The following is a 16,342-nucleotide window of genomic DNA, read 5'->3' on the forward strand; positions in this document are numbered from 1 at the left end:
CCGCTCGCGGCCCCCCGGTGTGATCGAGTCGGGTGAAAACAGGTGGCCACCGCCGGGAGCCTCGCGGTTAAGCTGGGGCCCGTATGTCCTCTTCCCGTCCTTCCTCGCCTGTCGACGAGCTGCGCTCGCGCCTGCCCGGCCTCATGCTGCGCGACGAGCACCGGCTGCGCCGCAGGCTCGACGGGCTGAGCCGGTCCCGCCGGTCCGGCTCCCCGAAGCCGGGGATCGTCGACCGGATCGCCGCCGACGTGGCGCGGGCGGAGGAACGGGTCCGGCGCCGCCGGGAGTCGCTGCCGACGCTGACCTATCCGGACGAGCTGCCCGTCAGCAGGAGCAGGGACGAGCTCGCCGAGGCGATCCGCGAGCACCAGGTCGTGATCGTCGCGGGGGAGACGGGGTCGGGCAAGACCACCCAGCTTCCCAAGATCTGCCTCGAACTGGGGCTCGGGGTGCGGGGCCAGATCGGACACACCCAGCCCCGCAGGATCGCCGCCAGGACGGTGGCCGAGCGCATCGCGAGCGAACTCGGCACCGAGCCCGGCACCACGGTCGGCTACAAGGTGCGCTTCACCGACACCTCGGGCGACGACACGCTGGTCAAGCTGATGACCGACGGCATCCTGCTCGCGGAGATGCAGCACGACCGGCTGCTGCGGCAGTACGACACGATCATCATCGACGAGGCGCACGAGCGCAGCCTCAACATCGACTTCCTGCTCGGGTATCTCAAGCGCATCCTGCCCCGCAGGCCCGATCTCAAGGTCGTCATCACCTCGGCCACCATCGACCCCGAGCGGTTCTCGCGGCACTTCGACGACGCGCCCATCGTGGAGGTCTCCGGGCGCACCTACCCCGTCGAGGTGCGGTACCGGCCGGTCGTCGACCCGGACGACCCCGACGCCGACCCGGAACGCGACCAGGTCCAGGCCATCTGCGACGCCGTCACGGAGCTGACGCGGGAGGGGCCGGGCGACGTGCTCGTCTTCCTCTCGGGCGAGCGGGAGATCCGCGACACCGACGAGGCGCTGACGGCGCTCGACCTGCCCGGGACCGAGATCCTTCCGCTGTACGCGCGGCTGTCGGCCGCCGACCAGCACCGGGTGTTCCGCCCGCACCGGGGGCGCCGGATCGTGCTCGCCACCAACGTCGCGGAGACCTCGCTCACCGTGCCCGGCATCAAGTACGTCATCGATCCGGGCACCGCCCGCATCTCGCGCTACAGCCACCGCACGAAGGTGCAGCGACTGCCCATCGAGCCCGTCTCGCAGGCGTCGGCGAACCAGCGCAAGGGCCGTTGTGGTCGCACGTCCGACGGCATCTGCGTGCGGCTGTACTCGGAGGACGACTTCGACGCCCGGCCCGAGTTCACCGACCCGGAGATCCTGCGCACCAACCTCGCGTCGGTCATCCTGCAGATGATCTCGCTGGGACTCGGTGACATCGGGGCGTTCCCGTTCGTGGACCCGCCGGACCGCAGGCAGATCACGGCGGGGCTCCAGCTGCTGACCGAACTCGGTGCCCTCGACGGCAGCGGTGGGGCGCTGACCGACGTCGGGAAGCGGCTGGCGCAGCTGCCCGTCGATCCCCGGCTGGGGCGCATGATCGTCGAGGCCGCCGCCAACGGCTGCGTGCGCGAGGTCATGATCATCGCGTCCGCTCTGTCCATCCAGGACCCACGGGAGCGGCCCGCCGAGAACAGGCAGCACGCGGACCAGCTGCACGCGCGCTTCGCGGACCCGAACTCCGACTTCCTCGCCTACCTCAACCTCTGGGAGCACGTGCGGGAGCAGCAGCGGGCGCTGTCGAACAACCAGTTCCGCAAGCTCTGCCGTGCCGAGTACCTCAACTACCTGCGCATCCGCGAGTGGCAGGACGTCCACGGCCAGCTTCGCCAGCTCGCGAAGCCGCTCGGCATCACGCTGAACAGCGTGCCCGCCGACCCACAGCGGATTCACACCGCACTGCTGGCAGGCCTGCTGTCGCACATCGGGTTGAAGGACCCGGCCAAGGGCGACTACCTGGGAGCCAGGGGAGCGCGCTTCGCCGTGTTCCCCGGCTCGTCGCTGTTCAAGAAGCAACCACGCTGGATCGCCTCGGCCGAGCTGGTGGAGACCTCGCGCCTGTGGGCACGGGTCAACGCCAGGGTGGAGCCCGAGTGGATCGAGCCCCTGGCGCAGCACCTCGTCAAGCGCCAGTACTCGGAGCCGCACTGGGAACGCAGGCGCGGTGCGGTGATGGCGGTCGAGCGGGTCACGCTCTACGGCGTTCCGCTGGTGGTCGACCGTAAGGTCAACTACGGGCGCATCGACCCGGAGACGTCGCGGGAGCTGTTCATCCGGCACGCCCTCGTGGAGGGCGACTGGCAGACCGGCCACCGGTTCTTCCACGACAACCGCGCGTTGCTGGAGGAGGTCGCCGACCTGGAGAACCGGGCGCGCCGGCGCGACATCCTCACCGACGACGAGACCCTGTTCGATTTCTACGACCAGCGCGTCGGCGCGGAGGTCGTGTCGGCCCGCCACTTCGACACCTGGTGGAAGCGCACTCGTCGGGAGCAGCCGGACCTGCTCAACTTCGAGAAGGCCATGCTCGTCAACGCGGGCGCCGACGAGGTGAGCGAGAGCGACTATCCCGACACCTGGCAGCAGGGTGGTCTGCGGTTCCCGCTGACCTACCAGTTCGAGCCCGGCACCGACGCCGACGGTGTGACCGTGCGGATTCCGCTGGCCGTGCTCAACCAGGTCAGCGGTCACGAGTTCGCCTGGCAGGTTCCCGGCCTCCGGCAGGACCTCGTCACGGCCCTGATCAAGTCGCTGCCGAAGCCGCTGCGGCGCTCGCTGGTGCCCGCGCCGGACACCGCCGCGCAGGTCCTGGCCGCCGTGAGCCCGGCCGACGGGCCCCTGCTCCCCGTGCTCGGTCGCGAGCTGGCGGCGCTGCGGGGAGTGGACGTCCCGGACGAGGCGTGGCAGTGGCAGGCCGTGCCGGATCACCTCAGGGTCACCTTCCGGATCGTCGACGAGCGCGACCGTCCCCTCGGCGAGGGCAAGGACCTGGAGGCACTGCGGGAGCGCCTCGGCGACCGGCTGCGTGAGACGATCTCCGAAGCGGCCGACGAACTGGAACGCTCCGGCCTGCGCTCGCCCGAGTTCGGTTCCCTGCCCCGCGAGTTCTCGGCGCGGCGACGCGGGCACGAGGTGAAGGCGTATCCGGCGCTGGTCGACGAGCGCGACAGCGTGGCCGTGCGCATGCTCGACACGCCGGGACAGCAGCGCGCGGCGATGTGGCGGGGCACGCGCCGCCTGCTGCGGCTCAACGTCCCGTCGCCCGCGAAGTACGTCAACCGGCACCTCGGCAACCAGTCGAAGCTGGTGCTCACGCGCAACCCGCACGGTGGGGTGGCCGCGCTGGTGGACGACTGTGTGGACTGCGCGGTGGACAAGCTCATGGCGCTCGCGGGGGGACCGGCCTGGGACGACACCGGTTTCGCCGCACTGCTGGAGCGCGTGCGGGCAGGGTTGAACGGCACCGCGCTCAACGCGCTGCGGGCCGTGGAGGACGTGCTGCGGGCGGCGCACGACGTGGAGGCGCGGCTGGAGTCCGTGCGGGGCGACGCGCTGGCGGAGTCGCTGACCGACGCACGGGCGCACCTCAAAAGCCTGGTTCATGCCGGGTTCGTGACCGAGTCCGGGTACGACCGGCTTGGCGACCTCGAACGGTACGTGCGCGGTATCGGCCGCAGGCTCGACAAGCTGCCCAGCGACCCGGCGCGCGACCGCGAGCGGCTGCGCGACGTGGCGTGGCTGCGCGGGGAGTACCACAGCGCCCTGGCTGCGTTGCCGCCCCGGACCGATCCGAGCCCGGAGCTGGCCGAGATCCCGTGGATGATCGAGGAACTGCGGGTGAGCCTGTTCGCGCAGACCCTGGGCACCGCCTACCCGGTCTCGGTGAAACGAGTCCTCAAAGCACTGGACGCCGCGTCCCCCTGACGCCGTGTCCGCAGCCCACGTAGCCGTGTCCGCAGTCTGTGTAGCTGTGTCCGCAGCCCACGTAGCCGTGTCCGCACCTCACGACGGATCGCTTGACCTCGACCTTACTTGAGGTTGCACGCTGACCATGGACGATGAACGAGTGGTCAGGGGAAGATGATGACGACAACCGGCGGCACACCGGGCGCTGGCTCGGTGACCGTAATCGGTCTCGGCGACATGGGATCGGCGATCGCCAGGACGTTCGTGGACCGTGGCTTTCGCACGACGGTATGGAACCGGACCGCGAGCAAGACCCGGCCGCTGGTCGACGCCGGCGCCACGGCTGCCGCGACGGCGGCGGAGGCGGTGGCGGCAAGCCCGCTCGTCGTGGTCTGCCTGCTCGACAGCACGGCGGTGGACGAGGTGCTGGGTACCGTCGACACCGCGGTCGCGGGCACGGTGCTGGTGAACGTGACGAGTGGTTCGCCCAGCCAGGCACGGTCGAACGAGCGCTGGGCTCATGAGCGTGGCGCCGAATACCTCGACGGCAAAATCATGGGAGATCCGCCGTACGTGGGTACGCCGGACATCATGTTCCCGTTCAGCGGCTCCCGCGGTGCGTTCGACGCGCACGAGTCAACCCTTCGGGTTCTGGGCGGTATCGAGTACCACGGCGAGGACGCCGGCGGGGCAGCCGTGGAGTTCATGGCCCAGGTCGCTGTGTCCTACGAACTGCTGATCGGGTACCTGCACACGCTCAGGCTGGTTCAGGCGGAAGGGTTCGATCTGGTGAAGTTCACCGAGCGCGTCGCAGGCTCGATAGCCGCGCATCCGCCGCTGCTGACCTCGATGGCAAAGGCGGTCAAGAGCGGCGAATACGGGCCCGATCTCGGTTCGCTCGACGTCCAGGCCGCGCTGATGGACGACATGATCAGCCACCGGGAATCTCTCGGTGTGGAAGCCGTGCGCATGCGGGAGGTCAAGAAGCTGATGGATCGCCGGATTGCCGACGGCCACGGGGATCAGGGCTTCTCGAGCCTGTTCGAGCTGCTGAAGACGCAATGACGCCGTGTCCGCAGCTCCCGTAGCCGTGTCCGCAGCCTGCGTAGCGGTGTCCGCAGCTCACGATGTGTCGCCGTAGACCTCGACCGCGTTGGCGGGCATCGGGAACCGCACCGGGCACGACGGCCCGAACACCAGCGCGGTGGTCTCCCGTACCGCCTCGGCCAGCTCCGCCACTACGCGATCCGCCAGCTCGGCGGGACAGTGGACGAGCACCTCGTCGTGCTGGAAGAACACCAGGTGGGCGGGCGGGGGAAGGCGCAGGCGCAGGGTCGCGAGCAGCACGGCCGTCCAGTCGGCGGCGCTGGCCTGCACCACGAAGTTCCGCGTGAAGCGGCCCCAGTCCCGGGCGGCCCGGCGGGCGCCCTCACCGTCGGCCCCGCCGGTGAGGGCGCGCCACGCCTCGGACGGTGGCGGCGAGGTACGGCCCAGCCGGGAGCGGACCACCTCGCCGCGCTCACCGGCGTGGGCGGCCTGCTCCACAGTAGACACCGCGCGCGGGAAACGCCGCCGCAGCAGTGACAGCAGCGCGGTCGCCTCGCCCGCCGTGCCGCCGTACATCGCGGACAGCATCGCGATCTTGGCCCGAGCCCGGTCGTCGTCCGACGGCTGCCGTCCCAGCAGTTCGCGCGCGAGGCTGGTGTAGAGGTCGCGTTCGGACGTCAGCGCGGCGAGTTCCCGGTCGCCCGAGAGCGCGGCCAGGACGCGCGGTTCGAGCGCCGCGGCGTCGGCCACCACGAGCCGCCACCCGGAGTCGGCTCGCACGCACCGGCGCAGCACCTTGGGAATCTGCAGTGCCGCGCCGCCCCGGCTGGCCCACCGGCCCGACACCACCCCGCCCACGACGTACACGGGACGGAACCGGTCGTCGCGGACCCACTGGTCGAGCCAGGACCAGCCGTGCGCGGAGTGCAGCCGGGCGAGTTCCTTGTACTCCAGCAGCGGCGCCACCGCGGGGTGGTCGAGGCGACGCAGTACGTGCGCCCGCGCGGAGTCCACGGCCACGCCCGCGTGGCGCAGGGCCCGCACGATGCTGCCGGGATGGTCGGGGTTCACTTCCGTGCCGCCGAACGCGTCGGTGATCCGCTCGGCGAGCTCGGCCAGTTTGCGGGGCCGCTGGCCCGGGGCCACCCGGTCTCCGAGCAACTCGGCCAGCAGAGCGCGGTGGACGTCGGCGCGCCACGGCAGGCCGTCGGCGGACATCTCGGCCGCGGCGAGTGCGCTGGCCGACTCCGCGGCGGTGAGCAGGCGCAGCCGCTCCGGGTGAGGCACCGTCCGCAGCCGTCGCTCCTGGTCGTCGGCGACCGCCTCGGCCGCCTCCCCGGCATCGACCTCCGGTGGCAGTCCCGAGTCGTGCAGTTCGAACAGCGTGGGTGCGTCGTCGGCCTCGGCCGGGTCGCCGACCTCGGCCGGAGGCGGCAGACCCCGCGTCCGCGCGTACGCCGCCGCGAGGTGACGGGGCTCGCCGTGCCTGCCCTGCTGGGCCAGCAGCAGCCCCTCGGTGAGCGCGAGGTCGAGACAGCGGCGGACCCGCACACCGTGGGCGAGCAGGGCCGGATAGTCGTGCCGCACGGAGGCGAAGATCCAGCGCGGCGCCAGCGCGTGCTCCTTCTCGCGCACCAGCTCGGCCGCCCGATGCGCGGACAGATCCGCGACGGCCCCGGACCCGGGCTCGCGGATCAGGTACCGGCCGTCGGGCTGCCGTGCCACGATGATGCGCACAGGACACAGTCTGGTGCCGAGCACCGACGTTCCCGACTCGACGCCGTAACCTACTTGCGGGTAGGTTTAGTTCGACGCGGACGAGGAGGTGCCGATGGGACGGCCGACTGTGGCGAGTGTCGTGAACCGCGTGGCCCAGCGAGCGCGTGGCCTCATGGTCCTCTACCGCGCCGGATTGGCGCCCGTGCCCCGACTGGACGAGGGAATCCGCTCGCTGATCGCGACCCGGCGTTACGGCCCGCTGGCCGGTTCGGTGCGGATCGCCGCGCGGCGGGACCCGCAGGCCGTCGGCCTGGTCGACGAGACCGGCCCGCTGACGTTCACCCAGCTCGACCTGCGTTCCAACGCACTGGCCCGCGCGTGGTCCGCTCGTGGAGTGCGCTCCGGTGACACCGTGGCCGTCCTGTGCCGCGATCATCGCAACCTCGTGCTCACCCTGCTCGCCGCGGGCAAGCTCGGCGCTCCCGTGCTGCTGCTCAACACGGGTTTCGCCAAACCGCAGCTCACCGACGTCGCCGTGCGGGAGCGGGTGCGGGTGCTGGTGCACGACGACGAGTTCACCGACCTGCTCGGCGACATCACCGGCGTCGACCGGTACCGCGCGTGGCAGGAACCCGGCAGGCCCGACCCGCAGCCGGACACGCCGACGCTCGAGGACGTGATCGCGGGAAGCGACGACCATCCGCTGCCCGCGCCGCCGAAGCCGGGAGGGCTGGTCCTGCTCACCAGCGGGACCACCGGTACGCCGAAAGGAGCGCCGCGCCCGGCCATCTCACCGTTGGACTCCGCCCAGTTCCTTGACCGCATCCCGTTGCGGGTCGGCGAGGCGACGTTCCTGGGCGCGCCCCTGTTCCACGCCACGGGGCTGTCCCAGTTCATCCTGTCGTGCGCGCTCGGCTGCACCGTGGTGGTGCGCCGCAAGTTCGATCCGGAGGAAACCCTGCGCGGCGTGGCCGAGCACCGCTGCACCGCGCTGGTACTGGTGCCCACCATGCTGGAGCGGGTGCTCGACCTCGACCCGGAGGTGCGGGCCCGCTACGACACGTCGAGCCTGCGCATCCTGTTCCTCGCGGGCTCGGCGCTCTCGCCCGAGGTCGGCAACCGCGCCACCGAGGTCTTCGGCGACGTCGTCCACAACCTGTACGGCTCCACGGAGGTCGCGGTCGCGACAGTGGCGACACCCGAGGACTGGCGCCGCGCGCCGGGCACCGTGGGGCGTCCGCCGGTCGGCTGCCGCGTGGAGCTGTACGACGACGAGGGGCGGCGCATCACGGCACCCGACGTCACGGGGCGGGTGTTCGTCGGCAGCGGGCTGGCGTTCACCGGATACACCGACGGCAGGAGCAGGGACACCATCGACGGCCTGATCGCGACCGGCGACGTCGGTCACCGCGACGCCGACGGGCTGTTGTTCATCGACGGCAGGGACGACGAGATGATCGTCTCCGGCGGGGAGAACGTGTATCCCGTCGAGGTGGAGAACGTGCTCGTGGAGCATCCCGAGGTGCGGGAGGCGGCGGTCATCGGGGTGCCGGACGAGCGGTTCGGGCAGCGGTTGAAGGCGTTCGTGGTGCTGCGGCCGGGATCGGTGCTGGACGCGGAGGCCGTGCGGGAACACGTCCGGGGCACGCTGGCGCGGTACAAGGTGCCGCGTGACGTCGAGTTCCTCGACCTCCTTCCGCGCAACGCCACGGGCAAGGTCCTGCGCCACACGCTCGCCTGACGCGGTGTCAGCAGACCTCGCGGCGGGAGGCGATGCCGCGCGGGCGCGGGGGTGGCAGCAGGCTGAGCAGGGAGCCGGTGGGCACGTCCAGGATCTGTTCCAGTGCGAGAACCGCGTGCAGTGACCGCTGCCGTTCGGGCTGCCGCTTGCCGGACTGCCAGTAGCTGAGCGCCGTGACGCTCACCGGGACGCCGCGTTCCTGGAGCCGCACCTGGATCCGGTCCAGGCTGAGCCCGCTCGTGAAGATCGCCGACCGGAGCGTGTCGGCGAACACCGTCGCGCTACTCATAGTATCCCCTCGCCTGCGTTGCATAACGATCTGGGCACACGTTAGCAGCATGTGTAACGCCTGGTGAGGAAGTCGCGCGGCTCGTTGTAGGCCGAACGGGCTATCGGTCGCTCGGCCGGATGGTTCAGAACTGGTAAATGTGAATCATTGCCCAACTTCCACGGCCGACGTTTCGATGTTCACACCACGTTGTCGGGGACAGGGAAGGAATCCGATGGGCACATCCAGGAAAACGACACGGGCGGCGCTGACCGGCGCGGTCGCGATGGGCGTGACCGGGCTGTTCGCCGCCGGGATGGCTCCCGCGCACGCCGAGGTGGGCGAGGTGGTCCACACCGAGTCGGCGCGGGCGGTCGACGGCAGCTACATCGTCGTCCTGAACGAGGACACCGCCGGGATGTCCGCTTCGGCCGTGACGGCCAAGGCCGGCACGATGGCCTCGGACTACGGCGTCACGGTCAACCGGACGTTCGACAGCGCGCTGAACGGCTTCACCATGCGGGCCGACGAGGCGGCGGCAGAGCGGCTCGCGGCCGATGCCGACGTCGCGTTCGTCAGCCAGAACCAGCGTTTCCAGATCACGGACACGCAGTCGCAGGCGGCCGTCGCGTCGTGGGGGCTGGACCGGATCGATCAGCGTGACCTGCCGCTCGACGACACCTACACCGCACCGGGCAGCGCCTCGGACGTCACGGCCTACGTGATCGACACGGGGGTCTCGGAGCACAGCACCTTCGGTGACCGCCTTCAGCCGGGCGCCGACTTCGTCGACAACGACGACGACGCCACCGACGAGAACGGGCACGGAACCCACGTCGCGGGCACGATCGGCGGCGCGGAGTACGGCGTGGCCCCCGACGTCTCGATCGTCGGCGTCCGGGTGCTCGACGCCAACGGCAGCGGCACGACCGCCGGCGTGATCTCGGGCATCGACTGGGTCGCGGAGAACGCGTCCGGTCCTTCGGTGGCCAACATGAGCCTCGGCGGCCTCGCCGACACCGCTCTCGACGAGGCGGTGCGCGGCGCGATCGACGCGGGCATCACCTTCGGCGTCGCCGCGGGCAACGAGTCGTCCGACGCGAGCGGTTCCTCCCCCGCCAGGGTGGAGGAGGCGATCACGGTCGCGGCCAGTGACCAGAACGACGCCGAGGCGACGTTCTCCAACTACGGCGACGTGGTTGACCTGTACGCGCCCGGAGTGAACATCACGTCCGCCTGGCACGACGGCAGCGAGAACACGATCAGCGGCACCTCGATGGCGACGCCGCACGTCGTGGGCGCCGCCGCCCTGCACCTGGGTGCCAACCCGGGAGCCTCGCCCGCCGAGGTCGCGGACGCGATCGACTCGAACGCGACCGCCGACGCCATCTCCGACCCCACGGGGTCGACGCCCAACCGCCTGCTCCACGTGGGCGGCTGAGCCGCGCGGCGGCGATCGCCCGTCAAACACACTCCTCCTCCGGCCGGCCCGGCGCACAGTGCGCTGGGCCGGTCTTGTTACTGCTGGGTAAGTAGCGGGTAGGGTCGCGGCATGCCCGTACGGAAGAACATCGTGATCACCGGAGCCAGCTCGGGGCTCGGCGAAGGCATGGCGCGCAGGTTCGCCGCGCGGGGCCACGACCTCGCCCTCTGCGCCCGCCGCCGCGACCGGCTCGACGCGCTGGCGGCCGAACTCACCGCGCGCCATCCCGGAATCCGGGTGTCGGTCCGCGAGCTCGACGTCAACGATCACGACCGGGTGTTCACCGTCTTCGAGGAACTGAGCACGGAACTCGGCTCGCTCGATCGCGTCATCGTCAACGCCGGACTGGGCAAGGGACAGCCCGTCGGCACCGGTCACTTCACCGCCAACCTGCAGACCGTGCGGACCAACTTCGTCGCGGGCCTGGCCCAGTGTGAGGCGGCGGTCGCTCACTTCCGCGAGCGCGGCGCGGGGCACCTCGTGGTGGTGTCGTCGTTCAGCGCGCTGCGCGGACTGCCCCGCAACCTCACCTCCTACGCGGCGTCCAAGGCCGGCATCTCCGCGCTCGCCGACGGAATCCGCGCCGACCTGCTGGACACGCCCATCCGCGTCACCACACTGCTGCCCGGCTACATCGAGTCGGAGATGACGGGCCGGGCGTCAGGGCGCAAACCGCTGCTGGCCGGTGCCGACTCCGGGGCCCGCGCCCTGGTGAAGGCCATCGAGCGGGAACCGGCCCGCGCCTACGTCCCGTCCTGGCCGTGGACACCGCTGAGCGTGCTCATGCGCGTCCTGCCCATGCGGCTGTTGCGCCGGTTCAGCTGAGAGGACGACGCGATGGGGGCCATCTACTTCGTGCGCCACGGGCAGGCGTCGTTCGGCGCCGCCGACTACGACGTGCTCTCGGAACTGGGGCGTGCGCAGGCCGGGCACGCGGGACGAGAGCTGCGGCGCCGCGCCGTCGAGGCGACGCACGCGCGGTGCGGCACGCTGTCCCGGCAGCGGGCGACGGCCGAGCTGGCGCTGGCCGAAGCGGCACCCGGCCTGGCGGCGAGCGCCGACGTGCGCTGGAACGAGTACGACCACGTGGACATCGCCGCCCACCACGGCGGAGGCGCCGCGCAGAACAGCGCCGATCCGCGGGCCTACCAGCACGCGCTGGAGAACGCCCTGGCCGCCTGGATCGAGGCGGGTGCGGCGGGCGGGTGCGCGGAGACGTGGCCGGATTTCCTGGCGCGGGTGCGCGCGGCGCTGGCCGAGCTCGTGGCCGAGCTGGGCAAGGGCGAGCAGGCCGTGGTGTTCACCTCCGGCGGCGTGATCGCGACGCTCTGCGGTGACCTGCTCGGAGACGCCGCGGGCGGCCTGCTGTCGCTCAACCGCGTCGCGGTGAACGCCGGGGTGAGCAAGGTGGTGACCGGCCGTTCGGGCACCACGCTGCTGTCGTTCAACGAACACGGGCACTTCGACGGAGCGGCGGCCGGACTGCTGACCTACCGCTGACCTACCGTTGACCTAGCGCTGGCCACCGACCGGCGCGGCGGACAGCGTGGGCAGAAACTCGGTCAGCGACAGCAGGACGTGGCTGAGCAGGCCGTGGACCTGTTCGCGGTTCAGCGACTCGCGGACCAGCCACTCCCGGCCCGTGGCCTTGGCCAGCCCGCCGAACGCCCGGAGCGCGGCGTTCCACTCCTCCCAGCGCGGGTCGTCGGGGGAGAAGCCCATCGCCTCCAGCACGCGGTCGGAGGCGTTGCGGTCGGCGTCGTAGAGGATGCGCTCGACCTCGGGATCGCGGCCGATGCCCTCGGGGGCGATGGCGGCGAGCCACATCTTCTCCTGCTGGGAGATCATGTCGAGGAACCAGTCGACCGCGGCGGTGACACGGTCCTCGATGGGGCCGGGGGGCAGGCGCGCGAGCACGCCGTAGGGCACGTCGAGCGCTCGGCGCACCACCGCGAGGTAGAGCTCGCGTTTGGTGCCGAAGTAGTGGTTGATGAGTCCCCGTGCCACACCGGCCCGCGTGGCGATGTCCGAGGTGGACACGTCCGTGTACGGTCGCTCGCCGAACAGCTCCGCCGCGCAGCCGAAGATCTGCTTGCGGCGTTCGTCCGGCTCCAACCGTCTCCACTTCGGTGTGGATTCCGTCGTCATGCGCCGCAGTCTGGCACGGCGACCCGTGCTCTGCCGCCAAATCAGGCAGGTGACGGGCGCATGGCGGTGCGTTCCGCACGATCGGGTGATACGCGGGGCGGCATGCGGTGATCCCGCCGGTTGCGCTGGTGATCGTTGGCAATCGGGCAAGAACGGGACGACATGGTTCGCCGCGCTCTGGTCCGTTAGGGTGAGTTAGGTCAACCTAAGAACACGTCTCGTGACAGAAGCGGGGACAAGCATGGCGGACCGGAGCCGGAAGAACGCCGCACCCACCATCCGGGCGCGGGTCGCGCGCACCGAGCGCCTGACGCCGCACATGATCAGAGTGGTCTGCGGTGGCCCCGCTGTGTCGGACTTCCGGCACAACGGCTTCACCGACTGCTACGTCAAGGTGCTCTTTCCCGTGCCCGGGGTGCGCTATCCCGAGCCGTTCGACCTCGATGCCGTCAAGGAGTCGCTGCCGCGCGAGCAGTGGCCGCGCCTGCGTAGCTACACCGTCCGGCAGCACGACCCCGCGGCGGGAGAGCTGACACTCGACGTCGTGGTCCACGGTGACGTGGGCCTCGGCGGCCCGTGGGCGGCGGGAGCCCGGCCCGGCGACGAGGTGCTCCTGCGCGGACCCGGCGGGTCGTACGCACCGCGCGCCGACGTCGACCACCACCTGCTGGCCGGTGACGAGTCGGCGCTGCCGGCGATCGCGGCGTCGCTGGAGGCGCTGCCCGCCGGCGCGCGCGCCACCGTGTGCCTGCTCGTCCACGACCGTGCCGAGCACCAGGCGCTGCCCACGAAGGGCTCCGTGGATCTGCGGTGGCTGCACCGCGCGGAGGGCGACGACCTGGTCGCCGACGTGCGCTCCCTCGACCTCGGTGAGGGCACCGTGCAGGCGTTCGTCCACGGTGAGGCCGGTGCGGTGCGCGATCTGCGGGGGCATCTGCTGGCCGAACGCGGGCTCGACCGCGACCTGCTCTCGATTTCCGGCTACTGGCGGCGCGGGCGTACGGACGAGGTCTGGCGGGCGGAGAAGCGCACCTTCATGGAGTGAGCCGCGGCCGGGTGAACCCGCCACTGGGTCCACTGTGTCCGTAGCGGAGTCACCCGGCCGTGCGGCGTGATCCGGCGGTCAGAAGGCGAAAACGCCGCCCGAGTGGGCGTCGGCGACGCAGCGGTTGGAGTACTCCGTGGTGAACTCGACGGGCTCGCCGTGCCAGTGCCCGCGGGCCTGCGCCTCGACCGGCGAGTGGATCATCGTGCAGAGCTGGTTCTTCATCGGAAGGCGGCTGAAGTCCCCGTCGGCGCGCTCCAGTGCGGAGCACGCCGCGTCGACCTGCGGGTGGTTGCCCTGCGCGGGCCCGCACTGCAGGCGGACGGACGAGCTGGCTCCGCGCGTGTCGGTGAGGCTCAGCTCGAACGAGGACTGGGGAGCCGGGGCGGGGCCGCCGGTACACAGCGCCGCGACCGTGCAGGCGGCGAGGGAGGTGGAAGCGAACATGGGCATGTCTGGACTATCGGCCGACGCTCCGGCGGACCTGTTCACTGGATCGGCTGATCATCGTGACGGGCTCTCACTCGGACAGGTGAGTCGCGAGTCGGCGTCCGCTCACGGGTTGTGCTCAAGATCACTTCCGGTGGGGCGCGGGCGCTCCGTGCCTCCCGGCGCGGCCCCGTGTCGCGTGGGCGGTCGGATCACCGGCAGCCCGCACGTAAACTCGTCGTCAAGCAGGGCGACGAGAGGAGGTGCCGGTGGCCAGTGCGGATGAGCGTCGGTTCGAGGTCCTGCGCGCCATCGTGGCCGACTACGTGTCGAACCAGGAGCCGGTGGGGTCGAAGGCCCTCGTCGACCGGCACAACCTCGGGGTATCCAGCGCCACCGTGCGCAACGACATGGCGGCGCTGGAGGAGGACGGCTACATCACCCAGCCGCACACCTCGGCGGGACGGATTCCCACCGACAAGGGATACCGGCTGTTCGTCGACCGGCTCTCCCAGATCAAACCGCTGTCGGCCGCCGAACGGCGGGCGATCGTGCAGTTTCTTGAGGGCGCCGTCGACCTCGACGACGTGCTGCGGCGGTCGGTGCGGCTGCTGGCTCAGCTGACCCAGCAGGTCGCGGTCGTGCAGTACCCCACGCTGACCAACTCGACCGTGCGGCACGTCGAGGTCGTCGCGCTCACCTCGGCGCGGCTGCTCATCGTCCTGATCACCGACACCGGGCGGGTCGACCAGCGCTCGGTGGATCTCGGCGACGTCATCGGCGAGGAGTCGGTGGCGCGGCTGCGGGACGTGCTCAACGGCACGCTGTCCGGCCGCAGGCTGCCCGACGCGGCGGCGAAGGTCTCGGAGCTGCCGGAACAGGCGCCCCCCGAACTGCGCGACGTGTTGCTGCGGGTGTCCACGGCACTGGTGGAGTCGCTGGTGGAGCACCCCGAGGAACGGCTCGTGCTCGGCGGCACCCCCAACCTCACCCGCAACGTCGCGGACTTCCCCGGCTCGCTGCGCCAGGTGCTCGAAGCCCTGGAGGAACAGGTCGTCGTGCTGAAGCTGCTCGCCGCGGCGCGCAACCCCGGTGCCGTCACCGTGCGGATCGGGGAGGAAAATGAGGACGAGCAGATGCGGAGCACGTCGGTCGTGTCGATCGGATACGGCTCGAACGAGGTGCTGCTGGGGGGCATGGGCGTGGTCGGCCCCACCCGGATGGACTACCCCGGGACGATCGCGGCGGTGCGCGCGGTCGCCACGTACGTGGGTCGGATTCTGTCCGGCGACTAGACTCGTGCAGGCTTTCTAGGAGGACGGCAAGACGGTGGCCAAGGACTACTACGGCATCCTCGGCGTGTCGAAGAACGCGACCGACCAGGAGATCAAGCGCGCCTATCGCAAACTCGCGCGTGAACTGCACCCCGACGTCAACCCGTCCGAGGACGCGCAGCTCAAGTTCGGCGAGGTCACGAGCGCCTACGAGGTGCTCTCGGACCCGCAGAAGCGCAAGATCGTCGACCTCGGCGGCGACCCGCTGGACACCGGGGCCGGTGCCGGAGGGCGCGACCCGTTCTCCGGGTTCGGCGGCCTCGGCGACATCATGGACGCCTTCTTCGGCGCCGCCGCCGGTGGCGCACGGGGCAGGGGTCCGCGCAGCCGGGTGCAGCCGGGGTCGGACGCGCTGCTGCGACTCAAGCTGACGCTGGAGGAGTGCGCGACCGGGATCAACAAACAGATCACGGTCGACACCGCGATCCTGTGCGACGTCTGCCGGGGAGCCGGCACGGCGAACGGCGGTAGCGTCGTCACCTGCGACACCTGCGGTGGCCAGGGCGAGGTGCAGTCGGTCCAGCGGTCGTTCCTCGGCCAGGTCGTCACGGCGCGGCCGTGCCCGACGTGCCGCGGCTACGGCGAGGTCATCAGCGACCCGTGCCAGCAGTGCAGCGGCGACGGCCGCGTGCGCGCCCGGCGCGACGTCACGGCGAAGATCCCGCCCGGCGTCGGTGACGGGATGCGCATCCGGTTGTCGGGGCAGGGCGAGGTCGGTCCCGGTGGCGGTCCGGCGGGCGACCTGTACGTCGAGGTGGACGAGGCGCCGCACGAGGACTTCGAGCGGCAGGGCAACGACCTGCACTGCCGCATCCGCGTCCCGGTGACCACGGCCGCGCTCGGCGCGACCATCCCGATGGACACCCTCGTCGACGGCGAGACCGAGGTGGAGATCGAACCGGGAACCCAGCCGAACACCGAACTGGTGATGCCGGGTCTGGGCATGCCCCGGCTGCGGTCCTCGGGCCGGGTGGACGGCCGGGGCGACCTCCACGTCCACATCGACGTGGTGGTGCCCACCAAACTCGACGACGAGCAGACCGAACTGCTGCGCGAGTTCGCCACGCTGCGGGGTGAGGAGGCACCGACACTCGGTGGCAACGGCCACAAGCCGGGCGGTCTCTTCTCCAAGCTGCGCGCCAAGAGCCGCTGACAGCACA

At 71.1% G+C, this 16,342-nt stretch carries 13 protein-coding genes; 9 read left to right on the forward strand and 4 right to left on the reverse strand.

Annotation, left to right across the window (positions count from 1 at the left end; translation table 11 throughout):
- The first annotated feature begins 83 nt into the window (after window positions 1-83).
- Window positions 84-3,986: an ATP-dependent RNA helicase HrpA gene (gene hrpA, locus FFT09_RS18685; protein WP_138383479.1), complete on the forward strand. Its 3,903-nt coding sequence runs from the start codon at window positions 84-86 to the stop codon at window positions 3,984-3,986.
- Window positions 3,987-4,142: 156 nt separating this feature from the next.
- Window positions 4,143-5,033, forward strand: a complete 891-nt coding sequence (locus FFT09_RS18690) for an NAD(P)-dependent oxidoreductase (RefSeq protein ID WP_208544452.1) — start codon at window positions 4,143-4,145, stop codon at window positions 5,031-5,033.
- Between the two features lie 57 nt (window positions 5,034-5,090).
- On the opposite strand, the gene FFT09_RS18695 is transcribed toward FFT09_RS18690, so the two are convergent.
- Window positions 5,091-6,752 carry a bifunctional 3'-5' exonuclease/DNA polymerase gene (locus tag FFT09_RS18695; RefSeq protein WP_138383480.1) on the reverse strand — a complete coding sequence of 554 codons (1,662 nt, stop codon included), beginning with the start codon at window positions 6,750-6,752 and terminating at the stop codon, window positions 5,091-5,093.
- Window positions 6,753-6,846: 94 nt separating this feature from the next.
- Here FFT09_RS18695 and FFT09_RS18700 point away from each other — a divergent pair, with 94 nt between their 5' ends.
- Window positions 6,847-8,475: an acyl-CoA synthetase gene (locus FFT09_RS18700; protein WP_081195156.1), complete on the forward strand. Its 1,629-nt coding sequence runs from the start codon at window positions 6,847-6,849 to the stop codon at window positions 8,473-8,475.
- 7 nt (window positions 8,476-8,482) lie between these two features.
- On the opposite strand, the gene FFT09_RS18705 is transcribed toward FFT09_RS18700, so the two are convergent.
- Window positions 8,483-8,764 carry a hypothetical protein gene (locus FFT09_RS18705; RefSeq protein WP_037334638.1) on the reverse strand — a complete coding sequence of 94 codons (282 nt, stop codon included), beginning with the start codon at window positions 8,762-8,764 and terminating at the stop codon, window positions 8,483-8,485.
- Between the two features lie 214 nt (window positions 8,765-8,978).
- Here FFT09_RS18705 and FFT09_RS18710 point away from each other — a divergent pair, with 214 nt between their 5' ends.
- From FFT09_RS18710 to FFT09_RS18720, 3 genes are all read left to right on the forward strand, one after another.
- Window positions 8,979-10,184 (forward strand): S8 family peptidase, encoded by a 1,206-nt coding sequence (locus FFT09_RS18710; protein WP_138383481.1) that lies wholly within the window; start codon window positions 8,979-8,981, stop codon window positions 10,182-10,184.
- Between the two features lie 111 nt (window positions 10,185-10,295).
- Window positions 10,296-11,051, forward strand: a complete 756-nt coding sequence (locus FFT09_RS18715) for an SDR family oxidoreductase (protein WP_138383482.1) — start codon at window positions 10,296-10,298, stop codon at window positions 11,049-11,051.
- A gap of 12 nt (window positions 11,052-11,063) precedes the next feature.
- Window positions 11,064-11,726: a histidine phosphatase family protein gene (locus FFT09_RS18720; RefSeq protein ID WP_138383483.1), complete on the forward strand. Its 663-nt coding sequence runs from the start codon at window positions 11,064-11,066 to the stop codon at window positions 11,724-11,726.
- A gap of 12 nt (window positions 11,727-11,738) precedes the next feature.
- Here the strand turns inward: FFT09_RS18720 and FFT09_RS18725 are convergent, their stop codons facing one another.
- On the reverse strand, window positions 11,739-12,374 hold the full coding sequence (locus tag FFT09_RS18725) for a TetR/AcrR family transcriptional regulator (protein ID WP_024875752.1): 636 nt from the start codon (window positions 12,372-12,374) through the stop codon (window positions 11,739-11,741).
- Window positions 12,375-12,615: 241 nt separating this feature from the next.
- On the opposite strand from FFT09_RS18725, the gene FFT09_RS18730 reads away from it, so the two are divergent.
- Window positions 12,616-13,419, forward strand: coding sequence for a siderophore-interacting protein (locus FFT09_RS18730; RefSeq protein ID WP_138383484.1), 804 nt, complete (start codon window positions 12,616-12,618; stop codon window positions 13,417-13,419).
- A 78-nt stretch (window positions 13,420-13,497) separates the two neighbouring features.
- On the opposite strand, the gene FFT09_RS18735 is transcribed toward FFT09_RS18730, so the two are convergent.
- Window positions 13,498-13,872 carry an SSI family serine proteinase inhibitor gene (locus FFT09_RS18735; protein ID WP_024875750.1) on the reverse strand — a complete coding sequence of 125 codons (375 nt, stop codon included), beginning with the start codon at window positions 13,870-13,872 and terminating at the stop codon, window positions 13,498-13,500.
- A gap of 245 nt (window positions 13,873-14,117) precedes the next feature.
- Between FFT09_RS18735 and hrcA the strand changes: the two genes are divergently transcribed.
- Both hrcA and dnaJ read left to right on the forward strand, forming a co-directional pair.
- The gene (hrcA, locus tag FFT09_RS18740; protein WP_081195460.1) at window positions 14,118-15,143 is read left to right on the forward strand and encodes a heat-inducible transcriptional repressor HrcA; all 1,026 of its coding nucleotides are present in this window, start codon (window positions 14,118-14,120) and stop codon (window positions 15,141-15,143) included.
- A gap of 34 nt (window positions 15,144-15,177) precedes the next feature.
- Complete coding sequence (dnaJ, locus tag FFT09_RS18745; protein ID WP_024875748.1) at window positions 15,178-16,335, forward strand: molecular chaperone DnaJ; 1,158 nt, start codon at window positions 15,178-15,180, stop codon at window positions 16,333-16,335.
- Window positions 16,336-16,342: the final 7 nt, after the last annotated feature.

Origin of the sequence: Saccharomonospora piscinae, assembly GCF_005862235.1 — a bacterium.
Lineage (GTDB): Bacteria > Actinomycetota > Actinomycetes > Mycobacteriales > Pseudonocardiaceae > Saccharomonospora > Saccharomonospora piscinae.

Excerpts from the sequence above, each read along its gene's own strand:
- hrpA (WP_138383479.1), top strand. The coding sequence starts at position 84 with ATGTCCTCTTCCCGTCCTTCCTCGCCTGTCGACGAGCTGCGCTCGCGC.
- FFT09_RS18690 (WP_208544452.1), top strand. The coding sequence starts at position 4,143 with ATGATGACGACAACCGGCGGCACACCGGGCGCTGGCTCGGTGACCGTA.
- FFT09_RS18700 (WP_081195156.1), top strand. The coding sequence starts at position 6,847 with ATGGGACGGCCGACTGTGGCGAGTGTCGTGAACCGCGTGGCCCAGCGA.
- FFT09_RS18705 (WP_037334638.1), bottom strand. The coding sequence starts at position 8,764 with ATGAGTAGCGCGACGGTGTTCGCCGACACGCTCCGGTCGGCGATCTTC.
- FFT09_RS18710 (WP_138383481.1), top strand. The coding sequence starts at position 8,979 with ATGGGCACATCCAGGAAAACGACACGGGCGGCGCTGACCGGCGCGGTC.
- FFT09_RS18715 (WP_138383482.1), top strand. The coding sequence starts at position 10,296 with ATGCCCGTACGGAAGAACATCGTGATCACCGGAGCCAGCTCGGGGCTC.
- FFT09_RS18720 (WP_138383483.1), top strand. The coding sequence starts at position 11,064 with ATGGGGGCCATCTACTTCGTGCGCCACGGGCAGGCGTCGTTCGGCGCC.
- FFT09_RS18725 (WP_024875752.1), bottom strand. The coding sequence starts at position 12,374 with ATGACGACGGAATCCACACCGAAGTGGAGACGGTTGGAGCCGGACGAA.
- FFT09_RS18730 (WP_138383484.1), top strand. The coding sequence starts at position 12,616 with ATGGCGGACCGGAGCCGGAAGAACGCCGCACCCACCATCCGGGCGCGG.
- FFT09_RS18735 (WP_024875750.1), bottom strand. The coding sequence starts at position 13,872 with ATGCCCATGTTCGCTTCCACCTCCCTCGCCGCCTGCACGGTCGCGGCG.